Source organism: Corynebacterium wankanglinii (assembly GCF_013601005.1).
Lineage (GTDB): Bacteria > Actinomycetota > Actinomycetes > Mycobacteriales > Mycobacteriaceae > Corynebacterium > Corynebacterium wankanglinii.
On record NZ_JABFED010000006.1, the window covers coordinates 26,354 to 38,873 of the forward strand.

General features: G+C 63.3%; 12 protein-coding genes and 2 tRNA genes. 9 read left to right on the plus strand and 5 right to left on the minus strand.

The genetic code is table 11. The features are described 5' to 3' along the window. Positions 1 to 24 precede the first annotated feature (24 nt). The 4 genes from HMA55_RS08420 to lptM are packed head-to-tail and all read left to right on the plus strand — an operon-like array spanning position 25 to position 2,533. Positions 25 to 792 (plus strand): MBL fold metallo-hydrolase, encoded by a 768-nt coding sequence (locus HMA55_RS08420; RefSeq protein WP_181192609.1) that lies wholly within the window; start codon positions 25 to 27, stop codon positions 790 to 792. Positions 793 to 814: 22 nt separating this feature from the next. Then, positions 815 to 1,543 (plus strand): ribonuclease PH, encoded by a 729-nt coding sequence (gene rph, locus HMA55_RS08425; RefSeq protein ID WP_181192610.1) that lies wholly within the window; start codon positions 815 to 817, stop codon positions 1,541 to 1,543. Then, positions 1,537 to 2,136, plus strand: coding sequence for an RdgB/HAM1 family non-canonical purine NTP pyrophosphatase (gene rdgB, locus HMA55_RS08430; protein ID WP_181192611.1), 600 nt, complete (start codon positions 1,537 to 1,539; stop codon positions 2,134 to 2,136). Before rph ends, rdgB begins: the two co-directional genes overlap by 7 nt. Before the next feature lie 22 nt (positions 2,137 to 2,158). Further along, positions 2,159 to 2,533 carry an LPS translocon maturation chaperone LptM gene (gene lptM, locus HMA55_RS08435; RefSeq protein WP_181192612.1) on the plus strand — a complete coding sequence of 125 codons (375 nt, stop codon included), beginning with the start codon at positions 2,159 to 2,161 and terminating at the stop codon, positions 2,531 to 2,533. Positions 2,534 to 2,588: 55 nt separating this feature from the next. On the opposite strand, the gene HMA55_RS08440 is transcribed toward lptM, so the two are convergent. Further along, positions 2,589 to 2,966, minus strand: coding sequence for a DUF3817 domain-containing protein (locus HMA55_RS08440; protein ID WP_181192613.1), 378 nt, complete (start codon positions 2,964 to 2,966; stop codon positions 2,589 to 2,591). Positions 2,967 to 2,978: 12 nt separating this feature from the next. Beyond that, on the minus strand, positions 2,979 to 3,437 hold the full coding sequence (locus HMA55_RS08445) for a hypothetical protein (RefSeq protein WP_374680608.1): 459 nt from the start codon (positions 3,435 to 3,437) through the stop codon (positions 2,979 to 2,981). Between the two features lie 108 nt (positions 3,438 to 3,545). On the opposite strand from HMA55_RS08445, the gene HMA55_RS08450 reads away from it, so the two are divergent. Both HMA55_RS08450 and HMA55_RS08455 read left to right on the plus strand, forming a co-directional pair. Beyond that, positions 3,546 to 3,630: transfer RNA gene (locus HMA55_RS08450), tRNA-Leu, on the plus strand. Positions 3,631 to 4,865: 1,235 nt separating this feature from the next. Continuing rightward, positions 4,866 to 8,930, plus strand: a complete 4,065-nt coding sequence (locus HMA55_RS08455) for a VaFE repeat-containing surface-anchored protein (protein ID WP_181192614.1) — start codon at positions 4,866 to 4,868, stop codon at positions 8,928 to 8,930. 119 nt (positions 8,931 to 9,049) lie between these two features. On the opposite strand, the gene bcp is transcribed toward HMA55_RS08455, so the two are convergent. Beyond that, on the minus strand, positions 9,050 to 9,535 hold the full coding sequence (gene bcp / locus HMA55_RS08460; protein WP_181192615.1) for a thioredoxin-dependent thiol peroxidase: 486 nt from the start codon (positions 9,533 to 9,535) through the stop codon (positions 9,050 to 9,052). 83 nt (positions 9,536 to 9,618) lie between these two features. On the opposite strand from bcp, the gene HMA55_RS08465 reads away from it, so the two are divergent. The 3 genes from HMA55_RS08465 (at position 9,619) to HMA55_RS08475 (ending at position 11,554) form a co-directional block, all read left to right on the plus strand. Continuing rightward, on the plus strand, positions 9,619 to 9,894 hold the full coding sequence (locus HMA55_RS08465; protein ID WP_181192616.1) for a DUF3618 domain-containing protein: 276 nt from the start codon (positions 9,619 to 9,621) through the stop codon (positions 9,892 to 9,894). 24 nt (positions 9,895 to 9,918) lie between these two features. Beyond that, positions 9,919 to 10,803, plus strand: coding sequence for a class F sortase (locus tag HMA55_RS08470; RefSeq protein WP_181192617.1), 885 nt, complete (start codon positions 9,919 to 9,921; stop codon positions 10,801 to 10,803). 151 nt (positions 10,804 to 10,954) lie between these two features. Then, positions 10,955 to 11,554: a DUF305 domain-containing protein gene (locus tag HMA55_RS08475; protein ID WP_181192618.1), complete on the plus strand. Its 600-nt coding sequence runs from the start codon at positions 10,955 to 10,957 to the stop codon at positions 11,552 to 11,554. Here HMA55_RS08475 and HMA55_RS08480 read toward each other — a convergent pair. Continuing rightward, the gene (locus HMA55_RS08480) at positions 11,551 to 12,117 is read right to left on the minus strand and encodes a nicotinamidase (RefSeq protein ID WP_181192619.1); all 567 of its coding nucleotides are present in this window, start codon (positions 12,115 to 12,117) and stop codon (positions 11,551 to 11,553) included. The two genes, HMA55_RS08475 and HMA55_RS08480, sit on opposite strands and share 4 nt — an antisense overlap. A 154-nt stretch (positions 12,118 to 12,271) precedes the next feature. Next, positions 12,272 to 12,347, minus strand: a tRNA-Lys gene (locus HMA55_RS08485). Positions 12,348 to 12,520 lie beyond the last annotated feature (173 nt).

Here is a 12,520-nt window from a genome sequence, read left to right on the forward strand (position 1 = left end):
GCCCATCCGTGGCAGAGTGAATCCATGCAGTTGACCATCCTCGGGTGTTCTGGGAGCCTCGCCGCGCCCGGTAACCCAGCTTCCTCCTACGTCATCTCCGTGCCGGGTGAAACCGACGTTGTGATGGATTTCGGTCCGGGAGCGCTGGCGGCGATGCAGGAGCGGTTCGACCCCGCCGCTGCGCACGTTATCTTCAGCCACCTCCACGCGGACCACTGCTCCGATTTTCCGTCGCTGCTGGTGTGGCGGCGCTACCACCCCACAGCCCCGGCGGCGCAGCGCCACCGCCTGATCGGGCCTTCCTACGCGCCGGAGCACTTCGGCCGCATGAGCGCGGACGCGCCGGGCGAGGTCGACGACATTTCCGACACCTTCGAGTTCACCGCTTGGCGCGCCGGGCAGCCGGAGCACGTGAGCGGACTGACGATCACGCCGTTCGAGGTGGTTCACCCGGCGCAGGAGTCGCACGCGCTGCGCGTGGAGGACTCTGCCGGCAAGGTGATGACGTTTTCCGGCGACTCCGGGTGGACGCCCACGCTTATCGACGCCGCACGCAACGCCGACCTTTTCCTCTGCGAAGCCGCCTGGGGCGCTACTTCCGAGGGCAAGGCGGCAGGCATGCACCTGTCCGGCCGGGAAGCAGGCCGCATCGCGCGGGAAGCTGGCGTGAGAACGCTCGTTTTGGTGCACATCCAACCGTGGATCGACCCCCAAGAGGTGCTCACTGCGGCCCGGGCAGAGTTCGACGGCGAGATCGTGCTCGGGGTCGCCGGCGCCACCTTCGACGTGTAGCGGTTGCGTTACCCTTGGGCGCATGACTGATTTTTCGCGCCTTGACGGCCGCGCCTTCGATGAACTGCGCCCCGTGCGCATCACTCGCGGCTTCACCTCCAACCCGGCGGGCAGCGTGCTCGTGGAGTTCGGCAACACCCGCGTCATGTGCACCGCCTCCGTGGAAGAAGGCGTGCCCCGCTTTAAGAAGGACTCTGGCGAGGGCTGGCTCACCGCCGAGTACGCCATGCTGCCGTCCGCTACGCACGAGCGCATGCCGCGCGAATCCATGAAGGGGAAGGTCAAGGGCCGCACCCACGAGATCTCCCGCCTGGTGGGCCGCTCGCTGCGCGCCGCGGTGGACTTGAGCCAGCTCGGTGAAAACACCATCCAGCTCGACTGTGATGTGCTCCAAGCCGACGGCGGCACCCGCACCGCTTCGATCACGGGCGCGTACGTCGCGCTCGCGGATGCTGTCGCGGTGCTCAAAGACCGCGGCGTGGTCCCCGGCGAGCCGCTGCTTAAGCCCATCGCCGCCGTGTCCGCCGGCATCATCGACGGCCACGTGTGCCTGGATCTGCCATACGAGGAAGACTCCCGCGCGGAGGTGGACCTCAACGTGGTGATGCAGGAGGGCGGCAACTTCGTGGAGATCCAAGGCACCGGCGAGCACGGCCTATTCGGCCGCGAGCAGCTCGGCGAGATGCTGGACGTGGCCGCCAAGGGCTGCGAGGAGCTCATCGCGGCGCAGAAGGCGGCGCTGGGATGGTAAAGATCCTCGTCGCATCCCGGAACCAGGGCAAGGTCCGCGAGCTCGAGCAGGTGCTGCGCGAGCTCAACATTGAGGGCGTGGAGCTGGTCTCGCTTCACGACGCTCCGCCGTACCCCGACCCCGTCGAAGACGGCCTAACCTTCGCAGAAAACGCACTGCTCAAGGCCCGCGCCGGGGCAAAGGCCACCGGCTTGCCGTGCGTGGCGGACGACTCGGGCCTGACGGTGAAAGCGCTCAACGGCATGCCGGGCATCTTGTCTGCGCGCTGGTCCGGCACCCACGGCGACGACCAGGCCAACAATGATCTTCTGCTCGCCCAGATGGCGGATATCAACGACCGTCGCGCCGCGTTCGTCTCCTGCTGCGTGCTGGCCACCCCGGGAGGGGAGGAGTACACCGCGGAGGGCCGCTGGGAGGGCGAGCTGCTGCGGGAGCCGCGCGGCGAGAACGGCTTCGGCTATGATCCGCTGTTCCAGCCCGCCGACGCCGACGGCCGCTCGTCCGCGGAGCTTTCCGCCGAGGAGAAGAACGCCCGCTCCCACCGCGGCAAGGCGCTACGTGCGCTGGCTCCGCACCTGGCTGCGCTGCAGTGACGCAATTCGTTACAGTGGAAGAATGAAGAAAACGATTGCACTTGTAGGAACTGTCCTCGCCTCCGGCGCGCTTTTGACCGGCTGCGGCCAGAAGGGCGATTTTGACGGCACATGGTCCGGCGACATCACCGCCACCCAGGAGGGCAAGGGTGGCGGCCACGCCACCATCACTATCGACGGCAAGGACTGCGACTGGCAGATGACCGAGACCGACGGTGAAACCAACGAGGCGAACTGCCTGCGCGACGACAAAGAATTCAAGCTCGAGGATCCGCTGACCCACCAGGATCTGAAGTACAACGCCGAGCGCAGCGGCGACACCCTCACCTTGAGCCCGGACAACGGGCAGGCTGAGAAGGTCGGCGTGATGGTGCTGACCAAGACGGGCGAGAAGTAGGCGCAGCAAAAGCAAAGGCCCGGCAGGATGCACCTGCCGGGCCTTTTCGTGTTCATTAGGACAGCTGGAACGTTTCCTTCACTTCCTTGCGGCGTTTGGCCTCGACAACGAAGGACATAAACGGCACCACACCGGAAATCGCGGTGGTGATCCACGTTGCGGTGGACCAGCGGGCCTTCGACCCCAAGTTCAACGACGCCAGCAGGAACCCCATGAAAGCGAACCCGTGCACGCGCGCAACCCAGGACAGGTAGCTGACATCCATGTCGAAGCCGTACTGCATGATCATGCGAAGGCATAGCAGCAGAAACAGCACGCCGGTGAGCCATGCGGCAAAGGTGAAAAGCTGCAGCGCCTGCTTCACGCGGCGCTGGCGTTCGGGGTGGATCTTCGGCGCTTGATTGGGCTGGGCCTGCGGGGTGGGCTGCGTCATGCTAACTCACTTTTACCTTTCAGTACCTTCAGTGTTCGTGTTCCGGCGCGGTGCGACGAGCTCGTTGAACTCGTCCACGCCCATCTCGGGGCGGGAGGGCAGAAAGTCCGCGTCGATCTCTGTGTGCTCCTTGGGTTTGCCGTATTTGGCCAGGTCCGCCTCGTACAGGTCATCCATCGTCAGGCCCGCGTTCTCCGCGTCGATTTTCTCGTTTTCCATGCGCAAGCCTGCGCGGTAAGCGTAGACGAAGAAGGCGGCGAAGCAGGGCCACTGCAGTGCGTAACCCAGATTTTGGAACGTCCCCGAGCCAGACTGGTAGCGGTGCCACTGCCACCGCGCGAGCAGCAGGCACGTCACCGCCGCCGCGATGAGCAACACGATGTGCCACCAGCGCACGCGCACGCGCTCGCGTTTCGACGGCTCCGTCATCCCTTCCTGCCCAATACCCCCAGCATTCGGTGTGTCAGTCACACGCCTCACTGTACCCGCTGGGCCCACCAAACCAAACGAAAGTTGGATAACCGTGCGTGTTCTCAGTTTCTGAAGTTTGCATCCTGCCGTGTACCATCCAACAGCTAGGCGCCCGTGGCGGAATTGGCAGACGCGCTGGATTTAGGTTCCAGTGCCTTATGGCGTGAGAGTTCAAGTCTCTCCGGGCGCACCACTTGGGGGTAGCGGGCCTATTTATATGTACCTGAGAGTTTTTGGGCGGTTTAACATATAAGCGAAGACTTGTCTGTTTGATGCAGGGCAGAGGGGGTAATTGTCTTTCTCTAGGTAAGAGAAGCACAGGTTTGCTCTGTTTTGGCAACGTGTGCCCGCGACCTGCTATTTCGCGGTTGCCCCCACCCTGTTGTTGTCTTATATTTGCACTGGCAAATCCCTGCCTGCGAGTCGTGTCGCGGGGGTGGTGCTTGACGTGATCAACCGAGCCGGCGTTGGGCCGCTCACCGAGAGAAAGGCGGACAGGTGACAGCAAGTAAATCGAGATCGTGGTGGGGGGTGTTTGTCTCCCTGCTCGCGTCGATCGCGCTGGCAATCGCGATGATCGCGGTGCCGGCGCCGAAGGCGGAAGCGCAATCAGTAACCTTCGGTGGCGCTAGAGAGCCTATCGGGTTCCCTGCATATCCGACCAACACTCTCTCTTCCCTTTTTCCAATCATGTCGAACTCGGGTGGAGTTGGCTTCACTTTGAAGAAGGGGGCGAACGCGCAAACCCAGGTTGGCTTCGGTGGCTTCTGTCTGGAGCCCCACAAGAACAACCCAGAGGGGACAGAGGCTGAAAGGCAGGCCAATTGGTCTCTTGATTCAACTTTCCTGGCAGATGTAAGTCTGGAGAACCAGCAAGCCCTCAGTTGGATCGTTAATACCTTTACCTCGGATAATCCCTCTGACTTGAGGAAGCAGGCGAACGCACTTGCGGACGAGGCCCTTAAGGCTGGAAAATTGCCTGCTCGGGATTATGAAGGCGATAAGTATGACTTTTCAGGTAACGACGGTCTGGCTTTCATCTACCTCGCTCTACTCGAGCTGTCAGGGTATCCTGACATCAGAAGCCAGACCTCGGGCGTGCTGGGGTCAGACAATGCGGATTCAAGGGATTTTTATACTCGCGTCGGTAAAGACCTAGCTGCTTACATCCGAGCAGAAAAGGCGAAATCAGTCCCAGTCAACTACTCAGTGTTGTACCTCAATGACAACTACCAACGCGTTATCGTGCCTAACGGGGGTGGTCTCAACCCGCCCCCAACCACGGTGGTGCCTTCTTCATCGCCCGTTAGTTCACCTACGTCGTCGGACGTTCCCCCTCAACCACCCGTCACGTCAGTAACTGTTACTCCGACTGTTACGGTCACCGCGCCGACTGTGACCACCACTGTCCCAGGAGATACCACAACTGTGACTGAGACGCAGCCGGGTAAGACCACGACTGAGACTCAGCCTGATGTGACTGAGACGCAGCCGGGTAAGACCACGACTGAGACTCAGCCTGATGTGACTGAGACGCAGCCGGGTAAGACCACGACTGAGACTCAGCCTGATGTGACTGAGACGCAGCCGGGTAAGACCACGACTGAGACTCAGCCTGATGTGACTGAGACGCAGCCGGGTAAGACCACGACTGAGACTCAGCCTGATGTGACTGAGACGCAGCCGGGTAAGACCACGACTGAGACTCAGCCTGATGTGACTGAGACGCAGCCGGGTACCACGGTCACCAGCACCGCTCCAACCGTCACGGTGACGGAGACCCCGACGACGACGGCAACTGTCCCGACTGAGACCGTGACCACCACGGTGAAGCAGGGCTTCAAGCCGAACCCGGAGATCCGCACCCGTGCGGAGTTCAAGGACGGCGCGTCGCAGGTCATCGCTGGCGCCACGGTCGTAGATACGGTCTCGTACTACGGGCTGGTTGCGGGTAAGAACTACACGTTGGACGCGAAGCTCGTCGATAAGCAGGATGCGAAGCGCGTCCTGGGTACCGGTGCCGTGACCTTCAAGGCAGAAGGGACCGAGGGCGAGCTGGTGAACGGCTCCGTCAAGGTTGAGATCGCCGTGAACGAGAACGTGACGGAGCCGGTCCAGGCTGCGGTCGCGTTCGAGCGCCTGACCTCCACCGAGGTGAACGCGCAGGGCGAGGACACCGACGGCAAGAAGTCGCACGACATCGCGAAGCACGAGGACATCGCCGACGAGGCCCAGACGGTCCGTACGGTGTTCGAGCCGAGCATCGCGACGAACGCTAAGTTTGCTAATGGCTCGTCTGAGGTTGTCGCTGGCAACAAGGTCATAGACACTGTTGAGTACAAGGGCCTGGTTCCGGGCAAGGAATACACCCTCACCGCGAAGCTGATGGAGCGTCTCGGCGAGGCGGGTTCCTACCGGGCTGGTCGCGTCCTGGGTGAGGGCACCAAGACCTTCACTCCGAAGACCACCGACGGTTTCGTCGACGTCACCATCACGGTGAACGACGATGTGACCACGCCCGTCGCTGCCGCAGTGGCGTTCGAGGAGCTCACCTCCACTGAGGTCAACCGTGGTGGCAAGGACAACCCGCAGGGTGGCAACACCCCGGAGGACCGCAGCGACGACAACAAGATCGCTGAGCACAAGGACATCAACGACGGCAACCAGACCGTCGAGGGTCCGGTGACCACTCCGACGCCGACGACGTCCGAGGAATCGACCACCGAAACGACCACCACCGAGGTAACCACCACTGAGGGGACGACTGAGGCGACGACGCCGGTGGCGGAGCCGTCGACAAGCGAGACTGCTCCGAGCAGCACCCCGGTGGTGCCGCTGGTGCCGTCGAACCCTGAGGGCAAGATCGACACCAAGGTGACGGTGAACGGCCAGGCCATCGTCGATGGCAAGCCGGTGACCGTGACCGAGCAGGACGTGAACAACGGCCTGAAGGTGACCGACGAGATCACCTACTCCGGCCTTGTCGCGGGTACCAAGTACCGCTTCGAGGGCCAGCTGCAGCACGTCGAGTTCAACGAGGCGGGCGAGGTTGTGAAGGTCACCCCGGTGACCGAGGTGAAGTCCACCAACGTTGTGGCTGCGGAGAACGGCAATGGTACGGCGAGCGTCGACTTCGGCACGCTGACCGAGCTGATCCCGGGTGCGACGTACGTCGTGTACGAGCGGGCGATCCCGCTCGACGGCAACGACCAGCCGACGACTGATCCGAATGGTGAGCCGAAGGATCCGTCGAAGGACAACCGCAAGGTTGTTGAGCACAAGGATCCGAAGGATAAGGCGCAGACATTCGAGGTCGTCAAGACCCCGACCACCACGCCGACCAGCCCGGTTGCGCCGTCCACCACACCGGACAAGTGCGTGCCGGTGACCACGGTGAGCACGGTTCCGGGTACCACCGTTGCGGAGACCACTGTCCCGGGCACCACGGTTCCCGAGACCACGGTCCCGGGTACCCCGGAGACGCCGGGTTCGACCGTTCCGGGCACCACGGTGCCGGGGACCACGGCGCCGGGTACGACGGTTGCTCCGTCCACGGTTCCGGCGACCACGCTGCCTGAGCACTGCGTGACCACGACCCCTGTGGCCCCGACGACCGAGCCGACGCAGCCGACCGAGACTGTCCCGGCGCAGCCGTCGACCACGGAGAAGCCGTCCAAGGAAACCACTCCGACTGTGCCGTCGTCCACGACCACCCCGGTCGTGCCGCCGGTGGTGTGGTTCCCGAACCCGCAGATCGGCACTACCGCGGACTTCACGGGCGGTGCGAAGGAAGTGAAGTCCGGCGTAGTGGTCAACGACACGGTCAAGTACCAGGGCCTCGTCCCGGGCAAGACCTACACGCTGACCGCTGAGCTGGTGAGCAAGGATGCCTTCAACAACCTGGCGGACAAGAACGCCTACGGCGAGTCCGTTATCGGTACTGGCACGAAGACGTTCACCGCGTCGGAGACCGGCAACGGTTCCGTTGTCGTGGAGATTGCAGTCAACGAGGGCATTGACACCCCGGTTCGCGCCGCGGTTGCTTTCGAGACGCTGACCTCCACCGAGGTGAACCGCGACGGTCAGGACAACCCGCAGGGTGGCGAGACCCCGGGTGACACCTCCGACGACAACCAGATCGCTGAGCACAAGAACATCGACGACCAGAACCAGACGGTGCGCAGCCCGAAGACCCCGGGTACCCCGCCGGTCTTCGAGGGCGCCCCGGCCATCGGCACCAACGCCAACTTCGCAACTGGTTCGAAGGAGGTCGTCGCTGGCGCAACGATCGTTGACACCGTCCGCTACTCCGGCCTGGTTCCGGGCAAGACCTACACGCTGACCGCGGATTTGGTTGCCAAGTACAACGGCGCCGTGATCGGCCAGGGCGAGAAGCGGTTCACCGCTTCTGAGAACGGCTTCGGTGCGGTCGATGTCGACATCACCGTTTCCTCCTGGGTCAAGGAGCCTGTCTACGCCGCTGTCGCCTTCGAGCGCCTCACCTCGACCGAGGTCGACGTTCAGGGCAACGAGCTGCCGGAAGGCAACCGTGTTCCGGCCGAGATTGCACAGCACCGCGACATCAACGATGCCGCGCAGACCGTGATCTCCCCGAATACCAGCGAAGGCAGCGAACTTCCTCAGAACCCGGGCGTGTCCACCAACGCAGATTTCGCCAACGGCGCTGAGGTAGTCAACGGTGCGGTTGTCCGCGACGCGGTCAAGTACTGGGGCCTGGTCCCGGGCAAGACCTACACCGCAACCGCACAGCTGATCGAGCGTGTCGGGGACAAGGCGCCGTACTCCGAGGGCCGTGTCCTGGGTACGCAGTCCGTGACCTTCACCCCGGAGAACACCTTCGGCGAGATCAACGTGGATATCCCGGTGACCAACGCTGAGGGCGCTGTAATTGCGGCAGTTGCCTTCGAGACGCTGACCTCCACCGAGGTTGACCGCAACGGCAAGGACAACCCGAAGGGTGGCAACACTCCGGACGATTACTCCGACGACAACGAGATCGCTGAGCACAAGGACATCAACGACTCGTACCAGACGGTGAAGACCTCCGAGGGCGTCCCGCCGACCACGTCGCAGGAGACCCCGGGTACCTCCACTGAGGAGACCACCCCGGCTCCGGTGCCGTCTGAGACCACCACTCCGGCGACCACCACTCCGGTGCCGTCCGACGGCGGCACTTCGGACGAGGGCAGCTCCGTGGACAAGGACAAGCTCAAGTGGCTGCTGCTCATCCCGGGCTTGGGTCTGATCCCGGCTCTGCTCGGCGGTGGCGGTGGCTCCTCGAAGCCGGCTCCGAAGCCTGCTCCGCAGCCGGTCCCGTCCAAGCCTGCTCCGGCCCCGGCGCCGTCCGCCCCGGCGGGCCAGGCGCCGAAGCCGGCCGGTCAGCCGGTCCCGGCTGACAGCCCGCGTGGCGAGATCAAGCAGATCCCGTCCGGCGGCACCGCTCTTGAAGCGGATATGCCGGCCTACATCTAAGGCCGAGTAACGCGCCCGCGTCGCCCCCGGTGGCGCGGGCAAACCTTAAGGCCCCGCGTTCTCAACTTCCGTGTGGAAGGGGAGAGCGCGGGGCCTTGAGCGTCGCTAAGCAATAGCTCCTAGATGTCCCAGTCGCGCAGGATGCGGTCCACGTGGCCGGTGGCCTTGACGTTGTACTGGGCCTGCTCGACGGTGCCGCGGCCGGCGTCGTCGACAGTGATGAGGAACGTCGAGCGGATCACGCCCTGGACGACCTTGCCGTAGTTCTTCTTCTCGCCGAATGCGCCGTAGGCCTCTAGCGTGTCCTTGGTCGGGTCGGAGAGGAGCTCCACGCCAAGGTCGTGGTCGGCGCGGAACTTCGCCAGTGCCTCCGGTTTGTCGGGGCTGATGCCGATGACTTTCACGCCGGCGCCGTCGAACTGATCGAAGTTTTCTGTGAAGTCGCACGCCTCGGTGGTGCAGCCCGGGGTGTTGGCGCGCGGGTAGAAGTAGACGATCACGCGCGAGCCTTTGAAATCGGCCAGGGAGACGGTTTCGTGTTGGTCGGTGAGCAGCTCAAAAGCGGGGGCGGTGTCGCCCGTCTCAAGGCGAATGGAGTCAGTCATGCCACCCCGTTTTACACTAGGCTGGATCACCGACGGTGAAACGCCGAGTAAGACAAACTTTCCGATAGAGGAGCACTACACCAATGGCACGTGACATCCACGACATCGAACGCGACCTCGAGCGCACCCGCGGCCAGCTCGCATCCACGCTCGATGAGCTCGCAGACCGCACCAACCCGTCGAACCTCGCGGGCAATGCCAAGGACCAGGCAGCCAGCTGGCTGCAGGACGAGAAGGTGCAGAAGGTCATCGGCGGCATCGTCGTCGGTGTCGCTGCGCTGATCGGCATCAAGGCCTACAACGGCCGCAAGCGCAAGAGCGAGCTCAAGGAGCTGCAGAAGCTGCTGGCACGTCGCTAATCGACGACCTAAGGAACCCCCTAGATGTCCACAATCGTCCCCTCCGGCGCTTCGGACCCGGATCCGGAGCACACGCCCGACAACTCCGAGTACGCGCTGGAATCTCACGCCGACGTCGCCGACGAGACCGCAGAGCGCAAGCGCAGGCCGTGGTGGGTTGCAATCGCAGTGCTTGCGATCGCGCTCGTGCTCGTTCAGTTGGCGATCTACAACTTCCGCAACGACTCCGACAGGGAAGAGACGGCGCAGGAACCTTCAGCCACCGCACCGGAAGAGTCTCAAGCCCCGGAGTCCACGAAAGCCGACGGGCCGGTTGTACCGACGGAGGGTGGCTACGTCGATCCCGAAGGCGCGCAGGAGGTGCCGTACGAGCCCGCCCCGGGCCAGTTTGTCGGTTTCGAGGGGATGGCGATGAGCGTCGGCGGGGATATCGCCGCCGTCGATCCGGTCCAGTTGACTGACACCGGAGCGCTCATCCCGCCGTCGGATGTGTCGCGCCTTGGCTGGTACTCGGCGTCCGCAGTGCCGGGCGCGGATGGTGCCGTCGGATCTTCTGTGATCACCGGCCACATCAACTACCAGGGCCAGGGCGCCGGCTACGCAGCGCGGTTTGCGAACATGAACGTCGGCGACGAGTTCGAGATCTACATCGACGGCACACCGCAGACCTTCCGCGTCAGCAAGGCGCCCTACCGCCTGCCCAAGGGGTCGGACTTCCCGCCGGAGGTCAACGACTCGACCGGCCCCAACCGCCTGGTCCTGATCACCTGCGGCGGTCAGTTTGTCGGTGGCGCGCTCGGCTACGCCGACAACATCATCACCATTGCTGAACCGGTGGCACCGGCTGCACCGCAGGTGCCCCAGGAACCCGGCTCCGGCGAGCAGTACGGCGACGCGCCGGCGTACTAGGAACCGGAATGCCTACCGGCGTCCTGCACAGTGTGCGGGGCGCCGGTTTTCGTCGATATGCCATTGCGCGGGCGCCCGGCGGGGTACGCTCACGTTGAGAAGAAAGGGAATATCAATGGTGGATCATCAACCAGACCATGAACTTGAGGAGATGCGACCCAGCAAGAAGCCTCTGTGGATCGCACTCGCTGTCATCGCCGCGCTCGCATTGATCCTCACGGTCGCGGGGCCGTCGCTACGCGCAGCGCTAACATCGCACGAGGAAACCGCAGCCTCCGCGGAAGCCGACTACAACGACACCGACGTCCACTTCCTCGGCATGATGGTGCCGCACCACGAGCAGGCCATCGAGATGTCGGACGTGTTGCTGGCCTCGGACGTGGACGACGCGCAGGTGCGCGACCTCGCTCAGCGCATCAAGGACGGCCAGGAGCGCGAGAACACGCAGATGCGCACCTGGGCCGACGAGTGGGGCATCCAGGAAGATATGGAACACCACTCCAAACACATCGCTAACGGAATGTTCCACCCGGAGCAGCTCAACGAGTTTGCTTCGCTGTCTGGCGACGAGCTTCGCACAGCCTTCCTCGAAATGATGCACTTCCACCACGCGCACGTGATCAACATGACCCAGGATGAGATCGACCGGGGAGCCTACGCCCCGCTCCGGGAGATGGCGCAGGAAATGGTTGACGTGCAGACCGCCGAAATGGGGGAGATGGAAGAGCTGCTCGGCTACACGCCGAACTAGACCAGCTCGGCGCCCGCGTCCATCATCTCCTGGAGGGCGTCGGCGCCGCGCTTGTCGTCCACAGGCGAGCACATTCCGCGCAGCACCCGCACCTTGAAGCCCTCCTTCAGGGCGTCCAGCACCGTCGCACGCACGCAGTGGTCGGTCGCGATGCCGCAGACGTCGAGGTGCGTAATCCCCTGCTCGCGCAGCCACTCAGCCAACCCCTGGTCGCCTTCGTTGACACCCTCGAAGCCGGAGTAAGCCGCAGAGTAGTGGCCTTTCTTGAAAAACTGGTCGATCAGCTCGGTCTTCACCGGACCGCGAATCTGCGCGCCGTATGAGTCGGCCACGCAGTGCTCCGGCCAGGAATCGACAAAATCCGGCTGCTCAGAGAAGTGGCTGCCCGGATCGATGTGCCAATCCTGGGTGGCCACGATGCAGTCGTACTCTTGGGTGCGACTGTCCGCGGTGGATATGAGCTCGGCGATCTTCGACGCCACTTCGTCGCCGCGCGCGGTGGCCAGGGTTCCGCCGGGGCAAAAATCGTTCTGCACGTCCACGATAACAAGCGCTGTATTCATAGGGTTCAGCCTACTCTCAGGCGGGGTGGAGTGGGGTGATTGTCCAACTTCGTGTGACGTGTTCGATGGGGGGCGATGTCTTTTCGGCCATTTTTTGGCCACCAAACGTAAAATAGCCCGGTCGGGGTTGCGATATCACCCCGACCGGGCCTTTTGGTGCGCCATCAGGGAATCGAACCCCGAACCCACTGATTAAGAGTCAGTTGCTCTGCCAATTGAGCTAATGGCGCGTATTTGGTTGTTTCCGTTGCTCTCGGCAACGAGGAGAAACTTTAGCACCGACGCTGCTCAGCGTGAAATCGCCAGGTCAGGGGCGAGAAAACGTCGTGAAGCATGAGGTGTTACGGCTCCTGGCGAGGATAGTGGTTTTTCGGCGTTAAGGGGATACAGTGTTGGGAATTGA